The sequence below is a fragment of the Gemmatimonadota bacterium genome, assembly GCA_040388625.1.
Lineage (GTDB): Bacteria > Gemmatimonadota > Gemmatimonadetes > Gemmatimonadales > Gemmatimonadaceae > Fen-1247.
Window position 1 is genome coordinate 298,692 of the sequence record JAZKBK010000005.1, and the last position, 26,500, is coordinate 325,191.

Annotated in this window: 20 protein-coding genes; 13 read left to right on the forward strand and 7 right to left on the reverse strand. The window is 62.3% G+C overall.

The features are described from left to right. Positions 1 to 9: 9 nt before the first annotated feature. The 5 genes from V4529_13110 (at position 10) to V4529_13130 (ending at position 10,161) form a co-directional block, all read left to right on the forward strand. The gene (locus tag V4529_13110; protein MES2359266.1) at positions 10 to 1,446 is read left to right on the forward strand and encodes an amidohydrolase family protein; all 1,437 of its coding nucleotides are present in this window, start codon (positions 10 to 12) and stop codon (positions 1,444 to 1,446) included. A 31-nt stretch (positions 1,447 to 1,477) separates the two neighbouring features. Next, positions 1,478 to 3,517 (forward strand): S9 family peptidase, encoded by a 2,040-nt coding sequence (locus tag V4529_13115; GenBank protein MES2359267.1) that lies wholly within the window; start codon positions 1,478 to 1,480, stop codon positions 3,515 to 3,517. Next, on the forward strand, positions 3,517 to 6,594 hold the full coding sequence (locus tag V4529_13120) for a SusC/RagA family TonB-linked outer membrane protein (GenBank protein ID MES2359268.1): 3,078 nt from the start codon (positions 3,517 to 3,519) through the stop codon (positions 6,592 to 6,594). The genes V4529_13115 and V4529_13120 overlap by 1 nt, the downstream gene beginning before the upstream one ends. Positions 6,595 to 6,612: 18 nt before the next feature. Then, on the forward strand, positions 6,613 to 7,896 hold the full coding sequence (locus V4529_13125) for a RagB/SusD family nutrient uptake outer membrane protein (protein MES2359269.1): 1,284 nt from the start codon (positions 6,613 to 6,615) through the stop codon (positions 7,894 to 7,896). 315 nt (positions 7,897 to 8,211) lie between these two features. Next, positions 8,212 to 10,161, forward strand: coding sequence for a heavy metal translocating P-type ATPase (locus tag V4529_13130; GenBank protein ID MES2359270.1), 1,950 nt, complete (start codon positions 8,212 to 8,214; stop codon positions 10,159 to 10,161). An 85-nt stretch (positions 10,162 to 10,246) separates the two neighbouring features. Here the strand turns inward: V4529_13130 and V4529_13135 are convergent, their stop codons facing one another. Continuing rightward, a complete protein-coding gene (locus V4529_13135) occupies positions 10,247 to 11,731 on the reverse strand; it encodes a hypothetical protein (GenBank protein ID MES2359271.1) in 1,485 nt (494 codons plus the stop codon). A gap of 773 nt (positions 11,732 to 12,504) precedes the next feature. Next, positions 12,505 to 12,732: a hypothetical protein gene (locus tag V4529_13140; protein MES2359272.1), complete on the reverse strand. Its 228-nt coding sequence runs from the start codon at positions 12,730 to 12,732 to the stop codon at positions 12,505 to 12,507. Between V4529_13140 and V4529_13145 the strand changes: the two genes are divergently transcribed. After that, positions 12,731 to 13,246, forward strand: a complete 516-nt coding sequence (locus V4529_13145; GenBank protein MES2359273.1) for a hypothetical protein — start codon at positions 12,731 to 12,733, stop codon at positions 13,244 to 13,246. The two genes, V4529_13140 and V4529_13145, sit on opposite strands and share 2 nt — an antisense overlap. A gap of 20 nt (positions 13,247 to 13,266) precedes the next feature. Beyond that, on the forward strand, positions 13,267 to 14,421 hold the full coding sequence (locus V4529_13150) for a YncE family protein (protein MES2359274.1): 1,155 nt from the start codon (positions 13,267 to 13,269) through the stop codon (positions 14,419 to 14,421). Between the two features lie 40 nt (positions 14,422 to 14,461). On the opposite strand, the gene V4529_13155 is transcribed toward V4529_13150, so the two are convergent. Both V4529_13155 and V4529_13160 read right to left on the reverse strand, forming a co-directional pair. Further along, the gene (locus V4529_13155; GenBank protein MES2359275.1) at positions 14,462 to 15,244 is read right to left on the reverse strand and encodes a hypothetical protein; all 783 of its coding nucleotides are present in this window, start codon (positions 15,242 to 15,244) and stop codon (positions 14,462 to 14,464) included. Between the two features lie 87 nt (positions 15,245 to 15,331). Beyond that, positions 15,332 to 15,889: a hypothetical protein gene (locus V4529_13160; protein ID MES2359276.1), complete on the reverse strand. Its 558-nt coding sequence runs from the start codon at positions 15,887 to 15,889 to the stop codon at positions 15,332 to 15,334. Between the two features lie 90 nt (positions 15,890 to 15,979). Here V4529_13160 and V4529_13165 point away from each other — a divergent pair, with 90 nt between their 5' ends. Beyond that, positions 15,980 to 16,177, forward strand: coding sequence for a GDCCVxC domain-containing (seleno)protein (locus tag V4529_13165; GenBank protein MES2359277.1), 198 nt, complete (start codon positions 15,980 to 15,982; stop codon positions 16,175 to 16,177). A gap of 33 nt (positions 16,178 to 16,210) precedes the next feature. On the opposite strand, the gene V4529_13170 is transcribed toward V4529_13165, so the two are convergent. Next, positions 16,211 to 17,071 (reverse strand): hypothetical protein, encoded by an 861-nt coding sequence (locus V4529_13170; protein MES2359278.1) that lies wholly within the window; start codon positions 17,069 to 17,071, stop codon positions 16,211 to 16,213. A gap of 141 nt (positions 17,072 to 17,212) precedes the next feature. On the opposite strand from V4529_13170, the gene V4529_13175 reads away from it, so the two are divergent. From V4529_13175 to V4529_13185, 3 genes are all read left to right on the forward strand, one after another. Beyond that, positions 17,213 to 18,826, forward strand: a complete 1,614-nt coding sequence (locus V4529_13175) for a hypothetical protein (protein ID MES2359279.1) — start codon at positions 17,213 to 17,215, stop codon at positions 18,824 to 18,826. A 146-nt stretch (positions 18,827 to 18,972) separates the two neighbouring features. Then, entirely contained in the window at positions 18,973 to 20,508 is a 1,536-nt protein-coding gene (locus V4529_13180) for an FAD-dependent monooxygenase (protein ID MES2359280.1), read from the forward strand. Positions 20,509 to 20,608: 100 nt separating this feature from the next. After that, positions 20,609 to 21,277, forward strand: coding sequence for a peptidylprolyl isomerase (locus tag V4529_13185; protein ID MES2359281.1), 669 nt, complete (start codon positions 20,609 to 20,611; stop codon positions 21,275 to 21,277). A 106-nt stretch (positions 21,278 to 21,383) separates the two neighbouring features. Here the strand turns inward: V4529_13185 and V4529_13190 are convergent, their stop codons facing one another. Beyond that, positions 21,384 to 22,082, reverse strand: coding sequence for an FCD domain-containing protein (locus tag V4529_13190; protein MES2359282.1), 699 nt, complete (start codon positions 22,080 to 22,082; stop codon positions 21,384 to 21,386). Positions 22,083 to 22,189: 107 nt separating this feature from the next. Between V4529_13190 and V4529_13195 the strand changes: the two genes are divergently transcribed. Together V4529_13195 and V4529_13200 are read left to right on the forward strand one after the other, a co-directional pair. After that, a complete protein-coding gene (locus tag V4529_13195) occupies positions 22,190 to 24,865 on the forward strand; it encodes a DUF5916 domain-containing protein (GenBank protein ID MES2359283.1) in 2,676 nt (891 codons plus the stop codon). 55 nt (positions 24,866 to 24,920) lie between these two features. Then, positions 24,921 to 25,397, forward strand: coding sequence for a plastocyanin/azurin family copper-binding protein (locus V4529_13200; GenBank protein MES2359284.1), 477 nt, complete (start codon positions 24,921 to 24,923; stop codon positions 25,395 to 25,397). Between the two features lie 44 nt (positions 25,398 to 25,441). On the opposite strand, the gene V4529_13205 is transcribed toward V4529_13200, so the two are convergent. Next, positions 25,442 to 26,170: a sulfite exporter TauE/SafE family protein gene (locus V4529_13205; protein MES2359285.1), complete on the reverse strand. Its 729-nt coding sequence runs from the start codon at positions 26,168 to 26,170 to the stop codon at positions 25,442 to 25,444. Positions 26,171 to 26,500 lie beyond the last annotated feature (330 nt).

Here is a 26,500-nt window from a genome sequence, read left to right on the forward strand (position 1 = left end):
AGCGACCCAATGAAGATGAAGCGCCTCGCACTGTTGTTTCTGTCTCTCGTTACCGCGGGTCTTGCGCCCGCGCAGAATGCGCCTCGAGAGCGTGACGTACTCGTAACTGGCGGCTGGCTGTTCGCATCGACAGGTAACCAGCGAGTTCGCAACCCCGGCATTCTCATTCGCGCGGGCAAGTTCCTGCGCGTCGGCGGTGACCTCTCGATAGCCGGTGCTGACGCCGAGCGCGTTCAGCTGGCAGATACGGAAACGGTGATTCCCGGCCTTTTCGATCTGCACGCGCACTACGCGATGGATCTGTTCAACGCGGGGCGCAAGGACGAGACGACTGCGTATCCATCGCTCTTTCTCGCCAACGGTGTGACATCAACGTGGCCCGCGGGCGAGATGAAGCCGGACTCGATGATGGCGCTGCGCATCAGGATCGATCGTGGATTGGAGCCGGGCCCTCGGCTGCTGAATTCAGGACCGTACTTCGGGACCGCGCGGCCCGGTTGGGACAGCAACATATCGGTCGACTCGATCTACTCCGAGGTGGATTACTGGGCCGAGCACGGAGTGCGCGGATTCAAGGCAAAAGGGATAAAGCCCTATCAGCTACGCGCGCTGATCGAGCGTGCGCATCAGCATGGGCTTACGGTGACTGGCCACCTTGATTCCGGATTCGGTGAGTCGGTCAATCCGCGCGACGCGATCCTGATGGGAATCGATCGCATCGAGCACTTCATGGGCGGCGACGCGTTCACGCCGGATCGCTCCGCGTACGCGTCGTACGAGCACATGACCTTCGACACGCCTGCGTTCAAGCGGATCGCCGCGCTGTACAAGACGCAACACGTCTATTTCGACGCGACGTTGAGTGCGTACGGTTACTACGGCAAGAAGGATCCCGTAGTCTACACCTACTACACGGATGAAGAGCGCTTCCTCACGCCGTACATGCGCTCCGTGATTGCCGCGCGGCCGCCACGCCCGGTGAATCAGCAGTTCGAGAACATCTACTGGACCAAGCGCAAGGAAGTGAAGGCGTTCTACGACGCGGGCGGCGGCGATCTCATCACGCTCGGCACCGATCATCCGAGCTGGGGAGAATTCTTTACGCCGTTCGCGGTGAACAGGGAATTGCTGTCGCTCTCGCTGTCGGGCATTCCGAACGCGGCCGTGCTGCGCATCGCGACCATCAACAGTGCGCGCGCGATTGGGCTTGGCGACAGACTTGGATCGATCGAAGCGGGGAAATGGGCTGATCTGGTGGTCGTGCGCGGGGATCCGCTGGCCGACATTCGCCGAGTCAGATTGCCGCGACTGGTGATCAAAGCCGGGAAGATTTACGACCCGCAAGCGTTGATGAAGTCGGTAGAGGGAAAGATCGGACCGGCGAGTGCCGCCGATACCGCCGTCTGGGCACCAACCCCACGCCAACCACGCCGCCCTGGACGCTGAGGGCAGTCGATTCAACCAGGGCAGTTACAACATGAGATTCATCGCTCGATCCGTAGCCGTCGCGGCCGTCATGGTCGCGACCACTGCGGTGTCGCTCACAGCGCAACAGGCGCCGGGGCTTGCCAGCACGGACATCTCGGCGCTGCGCGGTCTTGGAGATGTTCAGGTTTCGCCGGATGGGAGGCATGTTGCGTACGCGGTAACGCGACGCGATACGCCTGGCAGGCCGCGTAGCGAGACGTGGATTCGCGATCTCGCGACGCACGCCGAGTCGCGGCTTGGCACCGACGCAACGGGCGCATCGAGTCCACGATGGTCGCCGGATGGCAGCGCGATCGCATTCTTCGGCCGCGTCGGCGACAGCAGTGGAGTAGCAATCGCGAACGCGGATGGGAGCGACATTCGATTCATCGCTTCCGTGAAGGGCACCAATCACGTTCTTCCGTCGATCGGGGAGCGACTCACATGGTCGCCGGACGGACACCGGCTTGCATTCATATCGAGCACGCCGGGCCCGGAGGTCGATGCGAACGGTGACCCGATGGTCATCACGCGGTATTCGTACAAGCCGACAGCGAGTGAGGGGCTGACGCGCTTCAACGACAATCGCCGTCTGCACATCTTCGTCGCCGACCTTGCTACGAAGCACGTGAGGCAGCTTACGACCGGCAACTACTACGAGCACAGCATCGAGTGGTCGCCATCGGGTGCGGAGATCATGTTCGTGTCGAACCACGGTGCCGATCCGGATCGTGTCTTCAACTATGACGTGTTCGCGGTCAACGTGGCGTCCGGTGCGCAGCGCCAGATCACGAAGACTGCGTCGCCCGAATATCAGCCTGTGTGGTCGCCCGACGGCCGTCGCATCGCCTACCTTGGCACCAAGCGTTCGCTGACGTCGTCCGAGACGACCATGGAGGACACGCACGTCTGGGTGATGAACGCCGACGGATCGAATCGCCGGGAGGTTGGGCTATCCGTCGATAATCGTCAACGTGCACCGCGGTGGTCTCGCGATGGTACGTCGCTCTACACGGTGGTGCAGGTGCACGGCGACAGCAAACTGTATCGCATTCCCGTGGATGGTGGCTCGCCGCACGTAGTGGTGGGCGATGAGGGCCAGATCGGATCGTGGTCGCTCATGTCGGACGGCGGGCTGATCTATGCCTTCGCCTCGCCGGCCGAGCCGGCGATGCTTCGCGAGATGAACGCATCGGGTGTTGCTCACGACATCGTTCGGCTCAACACTGCACTACTCGCGAAACGCCGTGTCGCACCGGTCGAGCGCTTCACGTTCAGGTCGCGCGACGGGCTTCAGGTCGAGGCGTATTTCACCGCGCCGCTGGATCGCACAGCCAATTCGAAGTATCCGCTTATCGTGCAGATCCACGGCGGGCCGCATGGTGCGCAAGGATCGGCATTCAACGACAAGGCGCAGGTTTATGCCGCGCACGGCATGGCGTCGTTGATGGTGAACTACCGGGGCTCAACCGGATACGGCCAGAAGTTCGCGGATGCGATCTTCAAGGATCAGGATGGTCGCGAGGCAGAGGACGTGATGGCGGGTGTGGATGCCGCGCTCGCGCGTCATCCGTGGCTCGACTCCACGAGAATGGGAGTGGAGGGAACGAGCTACGGCGGACAACTGGCGGATTGGCTGGTCACGCGCACCAACCGCTTCGCGGCGGCGATCCCGACTGCCGGAATCGCGAATCTGATCAGCTTCAACTACATGTCGTACTACCACGACTATCTGGCCGTGGAGTTCGGTGCGTACCCTCACGTGGGTGCGTTGATGGACACGTTGTGGAAGCGTAGCGCGCTGCGTTACGTCTCGCGCGTGAAGACGCCGGTGATGCTGGTGCACGGTGAGAACGACAACGACGTGCCGATTGCGGAGGCGGAACAGTTCTACATAGCACTGAAGGATGTCGGTGTGCCTGTGGTGATGATTCGTTATCCGCGCGAAGGGCACGGAGTGCGTGAGACGAAGCACGTCATCGATTTCATCGACAGGAGTATCGCGTGGTACAACCGCTGGTTTTCTCATTCGGGCCCAAGGGAGGGTTGATGTCGAAAAGATCAGGTAGCCGTTGGCTACTGTTCGCGTTGTTGTCGTTTACGGGGGTAGGCGTTGCCGGAGGTGTTGCTGCAGGCGTTGCGGGAGCACAGGCCGGCGTAGCGCCACAGGGAACTGCAACGATCACGGGAACAATTACCGACTCGGCGGGACATGCACCGATCGCCGGAGTTCAGGTCTCCGCGGGTCCGGCTGGCGTCACGTCAGGCACGACGATCAAAGGTGCGGTGACCGCGCCGAACGGACGATTCACGATCACCGGAGTCGCGCCCGGCGCGGTGACGGTTCGCGCACGCCTGCTCGGGTTTGCGCCGGTCACGAGGCAGGTTACCGCGACTGCGGGAAGTGTCACCACTGTCGACATCGCGCTGATGCACCAGACCGCATTGCTCGATCAGGTCGTCGTGACAGGAACAGCCGGAGCGACGCAACGGCGCGCGGTCGGTAACGTGATCGAGAGCATAAAGGCAACCGACATCCTGACCGTCGCGCCAGTCACCACTGTCGGTCAGCTGGTGGAGGGTCGCACGCCGGGTCTCACGGTGCTGCCTTCATCCGGACAGGTCGGTACCGGATCGCAGCTTCGCGTGCGTGGTGTGAGCAGTCTTTCGCTTACCAACGAGCCACTGATCTACATCGATGGCGTGCGCATGGACGGCAACGCCAGTCGTGGTCCCTCACAGCGTGGTGGCATGGGCACCAGCGCACTCGACGACATCAATCCTGAAGACATCGAGAGCATCGAAGTCATCAAGGGGCCGGCGGCCGGTACGCTGTACGGCACCGAAGCATCGAACGGCGTGATTCAGATCATCACAAAGCGTGGCAGGAGCGGCAAGGCATCGTGGAACTTCAGCCAGCGACTGGGCACCAACTGGCTTGCGAATCCGGGAGGCCGGGCTGGCACTCTGTACGCAAAGGATCCGGCGACGCAGCAGCTCGACAGTGTCAACCTCTACCTCCACGAGGCACAGTCGGGCAACGGGCCGATCTTCACGAATGGAATGCTCGAAGGCACCAACCTGAGTCTGGCCGGCGGCTCGGACCTCGCCAGATACTTCACGTCGGTGAACTACGATGATGATGTCGGCGTCGTTCCATGGAACGTGGCCAAGAAGTTGGGCGCACGGGCGAATCTCGATCTGCTCGTCGGCAACAAGCTGAAGATCACGACAAACATGGCCTACCTGCGCAACAGGATCCGGCTCGCGCAGGGCGCGATCGACATCGATCCGTTCAGCAACCTGATCTGGGGCAATCCGCTCACGCTCGGCAAGGGCCAGCGCGGCTTCAATACATCGCCACCAGAAGAGTGGTCGACTGTGGAGAGCCACGCCGACGTCGATCGGACGACGTCGAACCTGACTCTGAACTACACTCCGATCTCGTGGTTCACCAATCGCCTCATAGCTGGACTGGATGCGAGCACCGAGAACAACTGGGTGCTGTACCCGCGTCAGCCGAAGGGCAATCTCGACTTCCTGGGCAACAACGGTCTCGGCTCGAAGTCAGTCTCGCGCGCGTTGCACAATTTCATCACGCTAGACTACTCCGGCTCCGCCAAGTATCACCGCGGTGACAATCTCGACTTCACGAGCAGCATTGGATTGCAGTACTACCATCAGGATCTGAACACGATTACTGCCACAGGCTCCAACTTCCCGGCAATCCCGATCACGACTGTCAGTGGCGGAACGACGCGCACCGGCGCCGAGACGTATACGGGAAATGCGACGGTCGGTGTTTTCGGCCAGGAAGAGATCGCATGGCGTAACCGCGTCTTCCTCACCGCCGCGCTGCGCGGAGACGACAACAGCGCGTTCGGAAAGCAGTTCAAGGCTGCGTACTATCCCAAGTTCAGCGGATCGTGGGTGATCGGCGAGGAGCCGTGGTTCCACTTGCCGCTCGTCAACAGTCTGCGGTTGCGCGCTGCGTACGGCGCGTCGGGCACACAGCCCGGTGCCTTCGATGCATCGCAGTTGTACGCACCATCGGTAGGCTACGCGGATCAGCCCGGTCTCGTACCGAGCGCATTCGGAAACCCTGCGCTGCGTCCGGAGCTGAGCAAGGAGCTCGAGATGGGCTTCGAGAGCACGATACTCGGCGGCAGCACGGACTTGAGCTACACGCACTATCATCGCAACATCACGGACGCGATCGTGAACTCGCCGCTTCCACCATCGACCGGTTTCCCGGGTTCGCAGATCGTGAACATCGGGCGCGTGACTGGCTGGGGTAATGAGCTCGCCATCAATACGCGGCTTATCACGCGCGACAAGTTCTCATGGGCGGTCGGCTCGTCGTACTCCAGGAACGGGAATCGCATCGAGGACATGGGCGGGATTCCGTTCATCACGATTGCCGGCGGTCAGGCACAGAATCGCGTCGGATTCGGGATCGGCGACATCTTCATGTACAAGGTTCTGTCTGCAACCATCGACTCGGCGGGCTTCGTCACGTCGGCGATGTGCGACGGCGGAACGGGCAAGCAGGGTCTCGAGATGGGCGGCAAGGCGGTTCCTTGCTCGTCCGCACCGCGTGTACGCTGGGGCCCGTCGCAGCCGACGTGGCAGCTCGGTGTGAATACGACGGTGACTCTGTTCAAGCGACTGACTCTATTCGCGTCGGCTGACGGTAACGGTGGCAACTATCAGTCTGACACGGAGATCCGTGCGCTGCACAACCTCGGACTCACCCGCGCCGTGATCAAGCGCGACGATCCAATTCTTCAGGAATACCGCGCCATCGAGAACGATGCGACCGGTACGTTCCTCGCAAGCTTTGTCCGACTGCGTGAGCTCTCGGCGACGTACAACCTTCCGAATCGCTTTGCTGGCCGGATCGGTGCGAATGGCGGATCGTTCAGCCTGGCGATGCGCAACGTTGCGATGCTGTGGACCGGCGCGCAGGGTTGGAACACGTCACGTGACGGTCTCGTGTACGTGCCTGTCGCGAACCAGCACGTCTGGGACGCGGAGACTCGTGCTGCGGGCCAGCTGTCGCAGGGCTATCAGACCATTATGCCTCCCGCGGCAAGCCTCACGGCGACGCTGCGGCTCTCCTTCTAACGTTACGGGAATTCTAAGATGCAATATCACAACTCAAACGGCAGCGGGAGAAAACCGTTCGGTCGAAGCGTTGCGAGATCAATCCTGGTGCTGGGTCTCGCAGCCGCAACCGCTTGCAACAGCCTGCTCGACGTTACCAACCCGGGCGTTGTAAAGAGCAGCGATCTTTCCGATCCTTCGCTGGCTCCGACGCTCGATGCAGCGGCGCTTGGCACCTTCAACTGCGCATTTGCGCAGTACGTCGCGACGGCCGGCGTGCTGTCCGGGGAATACATCGTTTCCAACTCGTTCGTCGATGCAAACCAGTGGGGTTGGCGCGGCGTGGAAACCAAGACACAGCCTGGAACGTGTCCTACGAGTCGCGCCACGACGTCGCTGGGCTTCTACACGCCGATGCAATCGGCGCGCTTTCAGGCCGAGGATGCTGCGAAGCGCATAACGGCGTTCACCGCTGCTCAGGTGCCGACGCGTGCGAACATGCTGGCCGAGCTCACGACCTACGCCGCATACACGTACGTGCTGCTTGGGGAGGGAATGTGCAAGATGACGGTCGACAACGGGCCGCTCATAACGCGTGACAGCACGTTCAAGATCGCCGTTGCCAAATTCACCGCGGCGCTGGCCCTTGCGCAGACTGCGAACTACGCGGCGATGACCAACATGGCGCTCGTCGGTCGAGCTCGAGCCCAACTCGATCTCGGGAATCTGGCGGCTGCGAAAGCGGACGCGCAGGCAGTGCCGGCTGGCTTCGTTCGCAATGCGGAGTATTCGGAGACCACGATTACACGTGAGAACCGCATCTACAATCTCACGATCAGAAACGACTTCCTGTCGGTCGGTCCGGACTACCGCGGCCTCACGGTCGGTGGTGTAGCCGATCCCAGGGTGCCGGTGCTGAACACGGGCCGTTTCGGAAACGATGCAGTCACGCCGCAGTGGCAGCAGCGGAAGTTCATCGGAACCGGCGCGGTGCCAATGCCGATCGCGTCCTGGGCCGAGGCGCAGTTGATCTACGCCGAAGCTGCTGGTGGACAGGAAGCGAAGGATGCCATCAATCGCGTACGCGCGTCGCGTGGCGTTGCGCCGCTCAACGGCAGCGAAGGCTCGGACATAGAGGCGATAGTGCTCGAGGAGCGCCGGCGCACGCTCTTCAGCGAAGGACAGCGTCTTGGAGACATGCTGCGGACGAACATTCCGTTTCCGTCCGGTGTGAATCACAAGGGGCAGACGTACGGCCCGACCACGTGCGTTCCACTGCCGGATGTGGAGACGCAGAACAATCCGAACCTGCGCGGCTCGTGATCCTGTAGTGCAGCGTTGAAAATCCCCCTGTCATCTCCAACTGATGGCAGGGGGATTTCGTTTTTTTTTGGAGCCGTCGGTTCGCGCCGGGCAATCGCGCTCGACGCCACGATCTACAATGCCGGCGGCGTTACATTGTCTTGTTGACATCTGGATGCCCGTGGTTGGCGATCACGTTGCACAGAGAGGTTGCCGATGAGTGATCTGCACGCACACCATCACCCGACAGACGCAGCCACGAGTCCTCGGGCTGGCGATGGCGACGATACCGCAGCGCACGCCGGTCACGACAAACACGCCGGTCACAGCGTGGCCATGTTCCGCGACAAGTTCCTGCTGTCGTTCCTGCTCACGCTTCCGACGCTGGTCTGGGGCCACATGCTTCAAAGCGCGCTCGGCTACACGGCACCGGGCGTTCCGGGTGCGAGATGGATTCCGGCGATATTCGGTAGCGCGGTATTCCTGTACGGTGGAACACCATTTCTTGCCGGCGCCGTCCGCGAGATCCGGGATCGCCTGCCCGGCATGATGACGCTGATTGCGCTCGCAATCAGTGTCGCGTTCGCATTCAGCCTGGCGGTCGTGCTTGGCTTTCCCGGCATGCCGCTCTGGGAAGAATTGGCGACGCTTGTAACGGTCATGCTGCTCGGTCACTGGCTCGAGATGCGCTCGATCTCGCAAGCGCAGGGCGCGCTCGGTGAGCTGGCGAAGCTACTCCCGAGCACCGCCGCGCGCGTCCGTGGCGAGGGTGCGGCCGAACGAGTCGAAGACGTTCCAGTGACCGAGTTGCGCGACGGCGATGTAGTGCTGGTGCGTCCAGGCGCAGGAATTCCGGCCGACGGTGTCGTGCGTTCGGGGCGAAGCGACGTGGACGAGGCGCTCGTGACCGGCGAGTCGGCGCCTGTCGAGAAGGAAGAAGGTGCCACTGTCATCGCCGGCACAGTGAATGGTTCGGGATCGCTTCGCGTCGAAGTCACCGGAACTGGCGAACGTACCACGCTCGCCGGGATCATGCGCCTCGTGGAGCAGGCGCAGAACTCCCGCTCGCGCGCGCAAGCGCTTGCCGACCGCGCTGCATTTTGGCTCACCTGGATCGCGCTCGGCGCCGGCCTGGTGACGCTCGTCGCCTGGCTGTCGATTGGTGCGACAGCATCAATGGCCATCGAACGATTCGTCACCGTGCTCGTCATCGCCTGCCCTCACGCGCTCGGTCTCGCGGTTCCGCTCGTGCTTGCGATCTCGACCACACTCGGTGCACGGGCGGGGCTTCTCGTGCGCGACCGCCGCGGGCTCGAGGAGGCACGCAATCTCACAACCGTCGTGTTCGACAAGACGGGCACTCTCACCCTGGGCGAGCATCGCGTGGTCGCAGTGCGCACGGTCGGCGATCTATCCGAGGATGAGGCATTGCGACTCTCGGCCGCCGTGGAGCGCGACGCCGAGCATCCGATTGCGCGGGCCATAGTGACGAGCGCAACGGAGCGAGGGCTGACGGTGCCGGAGTCGAGCGCGTTCGAGTCGATCCCGGGTCGCGGTGTGCGCTCGACCGTGGATGGGCACCAGTTTGCGGTTGGTGGTCCGAACCTGCTCACCAGTCTGGGTGTGGCCCCCACATCCGAGCTCCAGCGATTCTCGGAGGAGGCGGCCGCGCGCGGCCAGGGTGTGGTGTACCTCATCAAGGGAAGTCGCGCACTTGCGGCGTTCGCGGTGGCGGACGCCGTACGTCCCGAGTCTGCCGAGGCGGTACGGCGGCTGCACGAAGCGGGCATCGAGGTGGTGATGATGACCGGCGATACGCGCGCCGTGGCGGAGGCCGTTGCCCGCGATCTCGGAATCGACACCGTGCTCGCGCAAGCGCTGCCTGAGGACAAGTCTGCCCACATCGAAGCGTTGCAGCAGCAGGGCAAGCGTGTGGCGATGGTGGGCGACGGTGTGAACGACGCGCCAGCACTCGTCACCGCCGACGTCGGCGTGGCGATCGGAGCCGGAACGAAGGTTGCGGTCGAAGCGGGCGATATTGTTCTCGTACGAAGCGATCCACGCGATGTACCCCGCATCATCGATCTCTCTCGCGTCAGCTACCGGAAGATGGTGCAGAACATCTGGTGGGCTGCGGGCTACAACATCATTGCAATTCCGCTCGCGGCAGGCGTGCTCGCTCCGTGGGGCGTGGTCCTGTCGCCAGCCGTTGGCGCTGTACTCATGTCGATGAGCACGATCATCGTCGCCATCAACGCACAGCTGCTGCGCGGTGCGAAGGTGTAGTTGTGTGCGAATGCTGCAGGCGGCGCGACGGCCAGGAGAAGCGAAACAAGCAGTCCCGACACGGCACTGATTGTCATCCGGGCGGTCAGGGCATGTTATCCATGTCGTGCATGTGCGACGGAGCCACTGATTTCGCCATCTGCATACCCATGTTCATCGCACCCGGGCGCAGGCGCAGAAACACAGTAGCCCCCAGCGGCGTGCGTGTGCCATACGTGTCCTTCAGAGCCGACGGAACCATGTTGATAGTACCGGCCGCACCGAGTCCGAGGCTCCCGCCGTACACCGATGTGAGCTCCCGCACGTAACCGAGAGTCACCTCACCGACGTCATACTGGATCGACGGCAATGGTTTCGTGATCACGATCATGCTTGCATGTGTCGCTTGTGCGAGTGACGAAGCGGGTGTGGTCGGTGCTGAAGTTGGAAGATCCTCCGGGCCTTTCTGCACGAACTCAGCGCGCGCGAAAACACTGTTGCGCTGATCGAGCGTGAGATTGCTCTCGGCGAGAAGACTATTTGACAAACTGGTCTGTCCGGTGTGCTTGTTCGCTCCGTAGATGAGTGAGCTCGCCCAGTTGCCGGATGTTCCAAATGCGCGCCCGTACAGCACCGATGCGCTGATTCGGTGCAACGATTCTTCCGGGTGCAGCTGCTCCGGACTCTTGAGATACGCGTAGGATCCCGAAAGACTCCAGTTCTCGCTCGGATTCACCGTGAGACGTCCAGCGTAGGAATCGAGACTGCGCCCCTTGTAATCGAAGTTGGTGCGAATCTCGTCCGGCTCGCGACCGTTGAAGATCGACCCTTCAAGCCGTACCGTGCGCGTGTAGATACCACCGGTCAGCACGCCGAACGAAATGTGTGTCGCGTCCTGCCAGTGGTGTGCGATCGGTGCGAGTGGATCGTTCGCGGCGCTCGGACGGTGTGGGAATGCGACCGGTCCAATTACAGGCTCACCGACGGGAGCGGCGTAGAGTGATACAGCGAGATTGTCGCCAATTACGTGGTCGTACAGTGCGGCGATCTCCATGAAGAGATCGTGTGGATGTTGCCGATCGTACAGCGATCGACCGCGATAGGACTCCCCCGACTGCAGGAGCAATGGATAGCCTCGTGAGCCAACGGTGAATGGCTCTGCGCTCACCATTCCGCGCAGGCCGAGACGGCCGCCGGCGAGATCGTGGCCAGCCATGAGCATTCCCCAATTCACACTGCCGAATTGCCTGTCACCGCGCCTGGTGTCCTGGTCATCGTATTGCAGAAACGCAACGCCGTGCAGCATCACATCCCAGGCGCCGAGCATGGTGCGGGATGCATGCATCGTCGTCACGTCCGGCAGCCAGGAAGTGCCAGATCCCATGCGCTGCATGGGAATGCCGAGTGGCGCCGATGCCATGGACATGGAACGCATGGAAGGTAGCGTCGTGTCGTTGCGCGCGGGCCCGTGATGCGCGGAATCGGTTTGTGGCGGATGACTGTGTTGTGCGAACGCCCGCGGAGCCGCGATGGTCGCCGCGAAAGCCGCGACGAAGAGCGTGCATGCGTGGGAGCGCAATGAAAGCGACATCTATAAATCCGGAAGCAATCGTCGCGGCGTTGTTGCCTGTGACGATCAATGGTCTGTGTCATCGGTGTCAGCCGTGGCACCGGCGAGTCTCCGCGGACAGTGCGTGACTCGGAACGCCGCGGATCGCGGCAGAGGGCTACGCCCTGGGAGGGGGCGGTTCTGGCGCGACTGCCATTGCGATCGGCGGCTCGGTGTACTCGGCGTGTACCGATGCCACGAGCGCTGGAACCGGTTGCGGCGCCACGACTGTCGATGGGAGCGCTATCGCGCCGCATCCCATAACTGCGGGACAGCAGTTTGTCCCCGTGGAGCTATCGCAAGGGGCATGGTTGTGCTGACCGGGTGGAGCTTTGGTCGGATCGTTGTCGGCGTGACGCGAGCGGTGTTGTGACGTGGAGGGCTCAGCAGGAGCTGCGGTGCCGGACATGGATGCAGACTGCGCCATCGCCGTGCACGGCGCCAGGCCGATCCCCGTCAACAGAGGGATCAGGAGAAGGCTCAGCAGGACTCGAACGACGCGGCCGGTCATGATCCGAAATTTAAGCCTCGAATCACGGGCCGTCGGCTTTCACTCGGGTTGGTTTGCACTCGATCGCGTGATCGGACGATAGTTGGTGGCCGGGGGATTGGGGGACATGCAGAAGCGGTATGGCGCACCGGGATGGACAGATCATGCGACGGTCCGACGTATGCGTCTCCCTCGCAGTTTCGATCCTGATTTGCGACCGTCGAATCCCATACACTGTAAGGTGCAACATGCGTGCAACAACGATTCATGTCAGACCGGAGAGCTTGAGCTTCGGCATCGTGCGGCAGAGCGCCGCCGCCACTTTCATGGTCCTCGCGGCCGGCGCCGTTCTGGGCTGCTCCAAAGGGGAAACGTCGTCCTCAAGGGACACATCCGGAACTCGATCGGACTCCAGCGCGATGGCGTCGCAGTCGACTGCGTCGTCGAACCTTTCGCCCGTTCGCGGCACGATAGCCAGCGTCACCGACAGCATGCTCACAGTGTCTTCGGACAGCGGTCCGGTGCGAGTCGCGATCGCGGCTCCGCTGGATGTGTACGCTCGTGTGCCGGCAAAGCTGTCCGATGTAAAGGAAAACACGTTCGTGGGCGTTACGTCGGTAGCACAACCAGACGGATCGCAGCGTGCAACGGAGATCCATATCTTTCCCGACAAGCTGCGCGGAACGGGCGAGGGCAGCTATCTCATGACGCAGCAAGCCGGCGCGTCTGGTGGTAACAGGAGCACGATGACCAACGGTACCGTCAGCGCACCGCGTATGACCAACGGCAGCATCAGCGCGCAGTCGGGCGGAAAGCTCACTGTGCAATACAAGGGTGGTACTCAGACGATCACTGTGCCGCCAAACGTCTCCGTCACTGCAATCGCACCATCGCAGGCCACGCTGACACCGGGCTCGAGGGTCATCGTCCTGGCGGCCCGACAGCCGGATGGCACACTCAAGGCGTCGGCGGCGATGCTGGCTGATACGACGGTGAAACCGAAGTAAGCTCGGTAGGACTGGAAGCAATGGCGCAGCAACAAGACGGGCGAAGGTTCCTTACCCAAATCGACAGAGGGGTTGTGGCGATTCAGGCGTTGATCAGACAGTCGGTGATTCCGGTCATCGGCGCAATTATGGCACTCGTTTCGACCAGCGCTTCGCTCCATGCCTTGCCGGACAAGCCGGTGTCATGTGCAGCAACACCAACCTCACTCACGCCGGAAGATTATCGTCGCGTACTTCCGTCGACGCGCGCGCCGGCGAGTCCCGGTCTACGTCTTGTCACCGAATTGCCGCTACCGGGACCTGCCAACCGGTTCGATTATCAGAGCTTCGATCCGATCGCTCACAAGTTGTACATGAATCACATGAACGCCGGAGAGACGCTGGTCTTTTCGACAGACAGCGGCCGTATCACTGGGCGAATCCCCGGAGTGCCTCGTGCAACGGGTGTTCTGGCCATTCCGTCCCGTCACATGGTGTACATATCAGCCGCTGGCGCTCATGAGGTTGCGGGAGTGGATGATCGGACTCTCAAGGTCGTTCAACGGATTGGCGGCATTCTGTTTCCCGATGGGATTGCGTACGATGAAAACACGGGAAGGCTGTTCGTATCCGACGAATCGGGTAGTGCAGATGTCGTGATCGATGTCGCCACCGGCAGGAAGGTCGCTACGATCGCACTCGGCGGCGAGGCTGGCAACACCCATTACGATTCGGTCTCGCACTGTGTTCTGGTCGCGGTGCAGACGCGGAATCAACTCGTGGCCATCGATCCTCTGAGCGAGAAGATCGTAGGCCGGTATGATCTGCCTGGCTCGGATCATCCTCACGGTTTCGCGCTCGACGAACCCGGTCGGTTGCTGTTCATGTCGTGCGAGGGAAATGCAAAGCTGCTTGTGCTGGATCTCACCACCATGAGCGTCGTCGGAACGCATGACGTTGGCGACGGTCCTGATGTACTCGCGTGGGATGCAGCGTGGCGCCGACTGTATGTTGCGTCGGAAGGTGGTGTTCTGTCGGCCTTCTGGGCTGACGGAACGACGCTCCGTCCGGCAGGCGAGTACCGCGCGCCACACGCGCATACGGTTGGACTCGATTCACGCACGCACCGGCTGTACCTCCCGCTCCAGGACATTGGTGGCCGTCCGCTGCTTCGTGTTCTCGCGCCTTCGAGTTAGCTCGACGTTCGCAATGCCGCTGGCGTCGGCGGCGCGGATATCAGGGACGCGACGTCGGAAAGCCCGGAATCCGGCCGACATTGTACGTGAGTCCCACGTACGCGGAATTGCCGCCCATGTGCTGAGCGTTCAGAATCACTCCGGCATCGAACACCAACCACGGCCGGACTTGCAGTGTGGGACCCGCGAGGACGCCAATTTGCGGCGGCGCGCCCGAAGCTCCGCTGGTCCCCGGATAGGTAAAGAGCTCGACGACAGCGCCCAGCGCGTCGCGAATCGGTGTTCCGAAGGATGCGGTAAGGAGCGTGGCATTGACGGGAGCAGTGGATCCGCTGCCCGAGCGGCGCGTGTAACCTGCATTCAGATCCAGCTCTCCGCTCCCGATCGGGCGGCTCGAGATAACGAGCAGCGACACATCAGTCGTCCCCGTACTGATTCCGTGCGATCCGGTTGCGAACTTGATCGCTCCCTGCACCGAAAAATCGTGCACGAGAGGCGCTGCATCCAGCACACGCTGCTTGAGTGCTATCGCGATGTCGCTCGCACCTGCATCACTGGTACGCGGCGGCCCCTGCGTGGTATTGCGCGCGTAACCGCCCTGCAGTTCCAGTTGCAGACGCGGAACGATACCGAGTTTGACTACTGCCGGAATGAAAAATTGCGAGCTGGATCGGGGCTGCATGTCCTGCGCGCCAACTTCAACTTCGAGATATCCCGGCGCGACGGTGTACGCATGCGTCGCCACAGTAGGCCGCTCCGGCTGCGCGGCGTGCGGATCGGTCGCGACGCTCTGGCCGGATACATGAGTGGGCGCAAACATCATCAGCGAAGCCAGCAAGATGCTCGTTGCCAATCGGTGGTGCATTCCGCGAGCCTTCACTTGCCAACTCGCCTCGACGGCACGGGCCGCCTACAGTCCGTCCCACGCCGTGAACCTGGGCGGCTTGGGGAAGGGAGGGCCAGCCTCGATCACGATGTCAGCATGAGCCAGGAGCGGAATGGAGCCCGGGTCTCCCATGAACGGCTTGCCATCGACCCATACTCGGAGTGATTCTCCCTTCCTTGCATGAGCGGTGGCAGCGACGCTACGGTTCAGCGGCTGTCTCCACACGGCGAAGAAATCAGCCAGCGTGAAGGAACGGTCTTTCGGCGCCTCGATGTGAATGACTCCGTCCGGCGTGTGCGTGTGTAGCCAGTAGATGCACTGCTTCCCCGCAGGCTGGCCGACATTCGGTGGTATCTCGACCGACTTGCCATGGTCGAGGATCAGTAGATGCTGATGTATGTGGATCCGTTGTCCTTCCTGCGCGTCGCAGGAGATTCCGCCAACGGGTTGCCCGGCGGGCACAATTGATTGCGCGAGGAGGGGCGCCGGTGCGATAGCCGAGCCGAACGACAGCACCAACGCGACCGAAGTCGCCAGGGTCAGTGACCGAGTTGCATGAGCGACGTGACGCAGCGGGGACATGAAATCCAGAGTCCGGATAGGTTTGTGAATGGAGAGCGACTCATCGAGTCGTTACAGCATCAAAAGTACAGCTCACAATCCGGCGGCACCATGCAGACGACAACAGTGCTTACCTGTCCCGAATGCGGCCGCACCGAGACGCTGGAGATGCCGACCGATGCCTGCGTCATTTTCCACCAGTGCGCAGGCTGTGGAACAGTGCTTCGTCCGAGGGCAGGCGACTGCTGCGTTTACTGCTCATACGGATCGGTGCCGTGTCCGTCCAGGCAGGCGGAACGCGCCGGTTAGCGGATCAACTTCGAGATATCAGAGCAAGCCGGCTCAGCGGGGCAGCTTCCTTCCGGTGAGCGAGTACGCTTCCATCTCCCACGGTTGACGCCTGTATGCAATTTCAGGGGCGATCAGCTGGGCAAGCGCCGGGACGAGCAGGCCAACGTCCAGATGGCGTGCAAAGCGACGACCAAGCTGCGTCTGCTGCAGAAGTTCGCGCTCGATCGGCAGACCGATCACGTCATTGGCGAAGTCCTCCTGCAGAACGTGAATCGTTTCGTGAGCGAGTACGCTAGCCCGCAGACGCCGGCTTGGCCCGAGCGCATCGGGTGCAAGCCGGATCGTCCCGAGTCCCTCTGCGCCAGCGAGCTCGACTTTCCCCGCCTCGCCAAAATGCCAACGCCTGTCGCGATAAACCGGTGCGCCGGCTTGCAGCGATCGGGAAAGGTCCAGACGCGTATTGGGAGAAATCGTCAGGCCGATTGTCGATATGGCTTCGGTGACGTTCACCCGCCAATCAACGTGTCGGTCGGGCAGGATTACAATCGTCGCGGGGCCAACTGGAAGCAGATACCTGATGGCTGAATCCCCGCCAGCCGCAACGAGCGAGATTCCCACGCTGGAGAGCTCTCGTCCTACGAATCCAGCGCTCTGAAATCGAAAGTCGACGACCTGTTTTCCAGCAGCCATGACAAGTCCGCCAACTGCGCCGCGTCGCAAGCCCGTCCATACCGGCCTGTGATGAATTGTTGCCGAGAGTGCGCCGGCAACTCCTCCAATTGCGACGTTCACCAGAGCGTTGGATGCGCGCGCGTGCGCGGGCACCTGCGCCGTGATCGGAGAAGCACCGATCGACGACGCGATAATGATCCAGGCTGCGAGTCGCGCTGGCAAATGGACAAAAAGTCTCACGCTACAAGTTCGTGCTGATCGCATCGATGTGTTTGAACAGGATGTCACTGTGCGAATCTGGACAGTGCAGCCAGTTGGCACTAATATGGGCGCACCCGCGCCAAATGTTCTCAGGGCGCTCATCCTCAAAAGGAGCACATTGTGTACGCAAGACCAGGGAACCAGCGGCTCGTCACATCCGTGTGCCTCGCGCTCCTTGTCGCGGCCTGCGGTGGTGGTGGCGACGGGCCCACGGCGCCTGGTCCTGGTCCCAGCCAGCCCGCTCGCAATGCGCCTGGCGTGCATGCCGTGCTCGGCGCTGGTATTACCGACACCATCGATGCCCAGCCTTTACAGGCGCTCGTCGTCGAGGTACGAGGTCCTGACGGACAGCTGGCAACCGGAGCCGTCGTTCGGTTCCAGGCACAACCGCCTGCCGACACGACGCGTCGGAATGAACCCGCGGTGTCAGTATGCGCACTCACTGCACCGACGTGCGGGCAGTCTGGCTCCGTCTCGCAGTTTACTACTGATACCACGGATGCCCAGGGGCGCGCCAAAGCCAGTGTGAGGCTGGGACACGTTGCTGGCCGAGCGGTGGTGCAGCTGACTGTCCCGGAATTCGGAATGGAGGATTCCGCGACTTTCACTGTCCTGCCAGGAGCGGCCGCGCGCGTTCGCGCTCTGGCCACCGATACAGCGCTGGCCATCGGTGCCACAGCGAACCTGCGCGGCTACGTTGTGGACCGTTACAATAACAGCCGTCCGGAAACCGCCGTTCTCTCCGCAGGTCCCGGCACCGCGCTGACTATCGACGCCACTACTGGCGTTGTTACAGGTCGAGACATGGGTACGCAGTGGCTGTTCATGCGCGCCCTGCAGTCCTCCGTCGACTCAACGAGAGTGCGTGTACTGCCGAGCGGGCGGCTGGTGGTATGGTCATCCAATGAAGCCGCGGTGCGACTCGTGAATCTTGATGGCAGCGTGCCGCGCACCGTTGCTACCAGCATCGCGAGCGATCTCGGTGCGTTCCCGCGCTTCGACGCGGCGAGGAAGGGCATCACGATGCATGATGGGTCACAGTACAACGGCGGACCGCCGAATAGTGTGATCGTGATCGACACGACGGGGTCGCCGCGGCGAGATCTTGGGCCCGATGTCGGCTTCGCCACCGTCATAGCGACCCGCCAGATTGCCGATGGTACGCTGCTCGTCGTTGGGAAAACCGTTGCAGGCACACCATGCGCGGGGTTTGCGCTATATCGCGTCGCGGCGGACAATTCACTTACGTGCGTGGCCGCCCTTCCGGGATTGGGTGCGACCTATGGCGCGGCGGACATCTCCCACGATGGAACCCGCGTCGCTTATGTCGGTACCGACGCTTCGAATCCGTCGGCGTCACCGTTCGAGCTACGAGTTCTCGATGTCGCGACGGGCGCGACGACAGTGCTCGAGCCCACCGCGAGCACACCTCGCTGGTCTGCGAGCGACGATCGCGTGGCGTACCTCGTACCCAATTCCGCTGTGTACAACGGCATCGATGGCACGGCCGTGATCATCAATGCAGACGCAACCGGGCGCAAGGCGTTGGGGAGCTTCATCTTCAGCCCGGGCCTCGCGTGGTCGCCGGACGGAACGTACATCGTCGGTCGCAACAGCGGAACGTCTGACACCGCACTGCGTGTGATACGCATCAGCGACGGCGCTAACGTGCTGTTGCGGTTCCGGACTGCCACTGGCACTACTGCGGATTACTACCAGCCCGACTGGCGCTGAAGCGGCGCGTTTGCGGCGCGCAACTGCGCGGTACTTCGCGTCACATTCAACATATATAACACCCCGGGGCTTGCGGCAAGCCCGGGGCCTCATCGCAAATTCGCTGACCGAAATTAGAACCCGATCTACGGAAAGCGAGGTGCAATATGACTGAACATGCGGTGGTGATTGCCGGTGCCGGCCCGACTGGGCTGATGCTGGCGGGCGAGCTTGCGCTGGCTGGCGTCGACGTCGCGATCGTCGAGCGGCGCGCGAGCCAGGAGCTCGCCGGTTCGCGCGCGGGAGGTCTGCAGTCGCGCACGATCGAGGTGTTCGATCAGCGTGGCATTGCGGATCGGTTTCTTTCGGAAGGACAGGTCGCCCAGGTCGGAGCGTTCGCGTCGGTCAAGCTGGACATCAGCGACTTTCCAACGCGGCACCCGTATGGGCTCGGATTGTGGCAGAACCACATCGAGCGAATCCTCGCCGGCTGGGTGGATGAGCTGAAGGTGCCGATCCATCGCGGACGCGAGGTGACGGGTTTCGTACAGGACCACACTGGCCTCGACGTTCAACTCTCGAACGGCGAATCGCTGCGGGCGGAATATCTCGTCGGGTGTGATGGAGGCCGCAGTGTGATCCGCAAGACAGCTGGCATCGAGTTCCCCGGATGGGATCCGACGATGAGCAGCCTGATCGCCGAGGTCGAGATGACCGAGCAGCCGGAGTTGGGCGTCCACCGCTCGGCGGCAGGCATGTACGCGTTCGGCAAGCTGGAGTACGAGATCCGCGATGGCAAGATCATCTACAAGGATGGCGGGTCGATACGTGTAATGGTGCCCGAACCGCATGTCGGGACCAGCAGAGAACCCACGCTCGGCGATCTCAGCGCTGCGCTCATCGCCGTATGCGGGACGGATTACGGATTGCGCAGTGCCACATCGATCTCCCGATTCACTGACATGACGCGTCAGGCCGCCGCTTACCGCGACAGACGCGTCCTGCTTGCGGGCGACGCCGCGCACGTGCATTCGCCCGTCGGAGGACAGGGCCTCAACACCGGCGTGCAGGATGCGGTGAACCTTGGATGGAAGCTGGCCCAGGTGGTCAGGCAGACATCACCCGAAAGTCTGCTAGATACGTATCACGCCGAGCGTCATCCGATCGCTGCACGCGTTCTGCGCACCACGATGGCGCAAGTCGCGCTGCTTCGCACGGACGAGCGCACCAGGGCATTGGGCGATGTCGTCACCGAGCTGCTAGGGATGGACGAGCCGCGCAGGACGTTCGCGGCGAGAATGTCCGGGCTGGACATTCATTACGATCTTGGGGCGGGGCACCCGCTGTTGGGACGCCGGATGCCCGATCTCGATCTGGTCACCGCCAACGGTCCGTTGCGGGTCTTTACGCTGCTACACAATGCGCGACCGGTGCTGCTCAAACTCGGCGGGCCTGGCGATTTTGATATCGCTCCATGGGCAGATCGTGTACAGTCGATCGACGCCGAATACCATGGTACGTGGGAACTTCCGGCACTCGGAGTGGTCGCGCCTCCGACCGCGGTGTTGATCCGGCCTGACGGATATGTGGCCTGGGTGGGAGAACGATCCGACGGTGGGCTCGTGGACGCGTTGATCACCTGGTTCGGGGCGGGGGATTCGGCGCAATCACGTCGCTTGAGTGACGGGCCACGAGTATTGTGACGGTCAGTGCGGCCACGCGTACATTATGACGATGCCAAGCCGCCATTCATTCATTATTGCACCACTCGTCCTCGCGACGTTTGTAACTCTGGGCTGTGCTATGAGTACAGCCACCAGCGGGGCCACCGCCGACCACACGGCCAGCAGTGTCGATACGCCTCGCAGTTCCGCGGCCATTCTGCTCGACCCGACGGATCCCGAATGGCGCCGCGCGGCGCCCGCCAGGTCGCATCTCCGCTTCGAGACGACCAAGGGGGTGTTCGTACTCGAGCTGGTGCGCGCGTGGGGTCCCATCGGTGCCGACCGTTTCTACAACCTTGCTCGGCTCGGCTACTACAACGACGCGCGCTTCCATCGCGTCGTACCGGGTTACATCGTGCAGTGGGGGATCAACGGAAAGCCGGCAGTGAACGCGGCGTGGAAAGACCAGCAGATCGCCAACGATTCGCCCCGATCGCACAACGTGCGAGGCACGTTCGCGTTCGCGCAGTTTGGGCCGGGCGATTCGAAGACACGCAACACGGAGATCTACATCAACCTCCGGGACAATCCGCGCAGCGACGCCGAACCGTTCACGATGCTGGGTACGGTGATCGAGGGGATGGACGTCCTCGACAGCCTGTACTCAGGCTATGGCGAGAAATCCGGCGGCGGTTTGCGGCAGGGCAAGCAAGGTCCGCTCCTGGAGGGCGGGAACGCGTACATGGATCTGGAATACCCGAAACTCGATCGGATATTGAGAGTGACGGTGACGACAGTGGAGCGCTGAGCCAGGGACCTTCTGGTCAATCGCACGCCGCGGAGATCCGAGCCGGAAAGGTGGCGACGCGTCATGGCGATAACTGCGAGGCATGACGCTGGCGGTGATATCGGTCTTACGGTGTGAGTGCGCTCCGGAGACTCTCGGCGTCGATCTCGATCAACCGCGCAGCTGTGGCGCCCGCGTCCTCTTCATCACCGCGCGCGATGGCGTCGACGAGCGCGTAGTGCAGATCTGTCGTGTCAACGCCGACCACGCTGTCATGCGCGACGTGAACGAGCGTCTCTCGAAGAGCGATGCTGAACGCGTTGTAGACATCCGCAAGTACGGCGTTCCTGCTTGCAACGGCGATAGTCCGGTGAAACTCAACGTCGATGTCGACGGCCTGCTCTGATTTTCCCGCGGCGCGAAACTTGTCACGTTCGGCAAGCAATTCGCGCAAGCGTCGCACGTCGCTTGCCGTTCGTCTGGCCGCGGCGAGGCGCGCGGTCTCGATCTCCAGGGGCCTGCGCACCTCATAGACCTCGAGCGCCGCCGCGCGGCGCAACCGTTGATCCAGCGATTCGCGTCCGGGCGCAGAGGCCATGACATAGGTACCGTCGCCCTGTCGCACTTCGAGCAGGCCCATGTGTGCAAGCACGACCACAGCCTCGCGAATGGTCGTACGACTGACTCCAAGGGCGTCCCCCAGCTCGGTCTCGGTAGGAATGCGCTTCCCAGGCACAAGCACCCCCAGAGATATCTGTTGCTGGATTCGGGCGATCACGAGATCGACCAGGCTCCGGCGGGAAGGACGCGTCAGCGATTCGGTCATAGGGATTCATAGTACGAATAAGCAGCCATCATTGCAATAGCCGGTGAAGGTACGGCCCAATCCTGGCGCTATTGCAAACATCATACGTATGATGTATTTATTCCATCATGGTTCGACGCCTGATTTTCCTGGCCCTGATGGCCGCCGCTCCCCGCTCTGCTATGGCGCAGGCCGCTCCCGGATCGAATGCGCCGGAGGTAAAGGCGATTCGGCGGACAGGAGCGATTACTCTGGACGGCCGCCTGGACGAGCCTGATTGGGCCATAGGGATGCCGGCCTCCGGCTTCAGACAGCAGGATCCCGATGAAGGCAGGCCCGCTGCGGAGAGCACTCTGGTTCGCTTCGTCTATGACGACGATGCGCTTTACGTCGGGACGCGGCTGTTCGACAGCCGGGGAGCGGCTGGTGTCCGGACCCGCCTCGCGCGGCGAGATGACCAGCCCGGCGGCGACTACCTGATGCTCGTGCTGGACACTTACCACGACCACGCCGGTCGGACTGTGCTACGCATCAACCCGTCGGGCGTCCAGTACGACGCGCTGGCTCTTGGACGGGCCGACCCCGATCCGGGCTGGAACGCAGTCTGGGAGGCCGTAACGCGCATCGACTCCCTCGGCTGGACTGCGGAGATTCGCATCCCATTCTCCCAGCTCCGCCTTGCAGGGTCCGGCGCGCAGACATGGGGGCTCCAGATCTGGCGTTACGAAGACCGGCTCAAGGAGACATCGCAGTGGGCTTTCTGGAACAAGCGTGAGCCCGGCGGTCCGGCCTACTTCGGGCATCTCACTGGACTGGTGCCGGGGTCAGGCCTTTTAAGTGTGGAGGCATCGCCATACGTCGCAGTTGGCGTCGCGCCTCGAGTTCCCAATGGCGGAGGCAACGCAACAACCAATGGAGCACGGGCCGCGCGCACGGCCGGCGCTGACATTCTGTTCCATGCGCCGAGCACCAGCGGGACGGTGACGTTCAATCCGGACTTCGGGCAGGTGGAAGTCGATCCTGCAGTGCTCAACCTCACTGCATCGGAGACGTTCTTTCCGGAGAAGCGCCCCTTCTTCGTGCAGGACGCCGGGATCTTTGGCTTTGGCGCGATCGACTGCGCAATCTGTGCGTACTCGAGTCCGCTCGATCTCTACTATTCACGCCGCATAGGGCACCCGCCTTCGCTGCACCCTGCCGGACTCGTAACCGACGCGCCGAGCGCGACGCAGATACTTGGCGCAGCGCGCATGACATTTCAATCGCGCGACGGCTGGACTGCAGGTGCGCTTGTCGCGCGCACCAACCGCGAATCGGCAACGGTAATTGATTCGTCCGGTCAGACCGAGAACGTAGCTGTCGAGCCACCTGCAACATACCTGATCGCGCGTGCGGAGAAGCGCGCGACGTCCGGCGCTGGAGCGGTGGGAGTCATCGGCACGTTGACGGATCGCAACATGACCGATCGAAGCCTGAGCGCACTCGGCGCATTGCTTCCGTCGCGCGCGGCAACCGTCGGTGTCGACGGCGAGCGTTGGTGGCTGAACCACACGTACCGCGCGGGTTTCACGTCGGCGTTGTCATCGGTTACAGGGGATTCACTTGCGCTCCAGCACATTCAGACATCGAGCGTTCACTATTTCCAGCGGCCAGGCAGGCGCCTGACACAGGGCTTGTTCGATTCGCGCTATGATCCCGGGCGCACGGAGCTGAATGGCTACGCTTCGATGGCGCGAATTGCAAGAGAGGGCGGTGCATGGACCTGGGAGGCGATCGGCGAGATTGTAAGCCCCGGCTTCGAGGTGAACGACCTGGGTTTCGTGCCGCTCGCTGGAACGCAGTGGATCCTGGCGAATGTGCGTCGCAATTTCACTGTACCGAGCTCGTGGTACCATTCGGCAGAGCTGGTCGCTGGCGCGGAACAGCGAAGTAATTTCGACGGCGACGCTACAGGGCGCGCGTACCACGTGTCTGCATCAGTTGTGACGCCATCATACTGGACAGCAGACGCGGCTGTCGTGCATCAACTCGCCCACTACGATGATCGCACGCTGCGCGGAGGTCCGACTGTGGCCGTGGGTGCAGGCGACAGTGTGGACTTCGATGTCGAGAGCGACACGCGTCGCAAGGTGTCCGTAGCGGATACCGCGTGGTGGTCGTCCGATCGCAGTGGCAACCGATCGGCTGGACTTGCACAGGTCGTCTCGTTGCGCCCAACGGACGGCACATCGTTGAGCGCCGGCATCAGTGCGGAACGGCAGAACGTAGGAGCACAATTCATTGCAAGCGTGCCGGATCCAGAAGCACGGGACAAGCGGCGGTATGTCACCGCATCATTGATCCAGCGTACGGTGGCACTTCAGTTCCGTGCTGCAACCGCGATCACACGCACGTTATCGCTGGATGCCTATCTGCAGCCCTTCGTGACTGTCGGTACGTATCGCGACTTCGGCGAATTCGCTGGCGCACGAACCAGCACCCGTCTGATTTATGGTCGCGACATCGACTCTCTGCAGCATGCGCATCGTGCTGATGGAGAATGGATCAGCGTCTACCCCACGCGCAATTCCGGCGCGGCGTTCAGCATTCGCGATCCGATAGGGGCCATGCGATCGCTGCACGGCACTGCGGTGTTGCGTTGGGAATACCGGCCGGGCATGGCGCTTTATCTCGCGTGGACCCAGACACGGTCGGATGTCGCGGCTGACAGCACGCTGAGCCTGCAACGCGATGGCGGAGCACTTATCGCTGCGCGTCCGGTGAACGCGCTGATGTTCAAGATCGCCTATCGCATAGGGCGATAGCGCTGCACGCCGGTGAACGCCGATTTCTTCTTTCACTTCTGCCGAGAACAGTCACATGCCTCGATCTGCCATTCCACTCGCCGTCACTGTTGCTATCGTTGCAGCGGTGGCGGCGTGGACGCCATCCGCTGCACGACACACCGATGCCAGGGTCATCACGATCCTCATGACGCGCGACAGCGCGGGCATGCGATTCAGTCCATCGACGATCGTGGCGCATTCCGGCGACACACTTCGTTTCGTGAACGGCGCGGGGCGGCACGACGTGGACTTCGTGGCTGATTCCAATCCGCGAAATGTCGTGCTGCCGAAGACCACGCCGTTGCTCGAGAAAGCGGGCGCAACGCTCGACATTCCTGTCAACTTGCCGCCCGGGCGCTATTACATCCAGTGCGATCCGCATGCCGAAATGGGGATGGTCGGACATCTGATAGTCGAGGGTGAGCGGCGATCCAGCGCGGCATCGGTTCATCGCGATCAGATGCAGAATGTTCTGCAGGTTCGCCGCATCGAGCCAAAGCCGAATGGCTGATGAGGTTGCGCGACCACGCATCCCCCCATCTCACGGTTGCTACGTTATGCACCGCCCTTGAGCGTCATGTAGGCGCCGAGTGCTAGGAGAACGGTAGCGACGATGTTGCGGAATACACGCTCCGGAATCCAGCGCAGCGCGCGAACGCCCAGTAACGTGCCGACGAGTGTACCGACAGTCGCAATGAGGATCAGCATCCAGATGTGGGCGATCTCGCGCGGCTGAGTGGCGAAATAAACAGGCATCCGGGCCGCGTCGACCACGAGCCCGATCGCAGTTGCAGTCGCCACGAACGATTGCTTGTCGACATCGAATCCCAACAGCGCTGCGGAGCGGATGCCGCCCTGATTCCCCACCAGGCCACCGAAGAGGCCGGAGATGGCGCCGGCGATCCATGCGACGGCGCCATGAAACCGCATGCGGCGCGCGAGGCCGGTCAGTTCACTCACGCCAACGAAGATGAGTATGATGCCAAAGGCGATGGACAGCGCGCGATTGTTGGCGAAGGAATGCAGTAGCGCCCCTGTGAGGCCGCCAGCTGCGCTTGTCACGCCAAAGCTTATCAGTACTCGGCGGTCAACGTGCGCACGGAGTCGCCAGAATCTAAGCGCGGTCGCGAAGACGTGTGGAATCGAGATCGCGGCAACGGCGAGCTGTGTGCCGACGCGCAGCGAAAGCAGTGGCGTGAGCAAGCTGCCGATGCCAAATCCTACGACCGATGCAACAGCGCCCGCGAGGAGTGCGGCGAGCGCCAGGAGAACGTGGAACGTCACCGCGCGAGCGGTGATCGGTTCGTATCATCACACATACTTGAACAGGCGCATGAAGCCGAAGTCCAGTTGACGCTGACCAACTCGAACGTGCGCCGGTGAAGATGGACTGGATGCGGATCGTCGGCAAGCGCTCGTGGGCCAACTGGCGACAGAAGTACGCAGCCGACCGCACGGGTTCTGGCACGTGCGCGCGCCGGCTCTATCTATCTGTGCGATCAGCAGCTTGGACCGGGCGTACGGTTGGGTCGCACCTGATTGCACACGATGCAATGCCGCTGCAAGACGCGATCGATCTCGTCCACGATCTGATCGAGGTCACGACCGGATTCG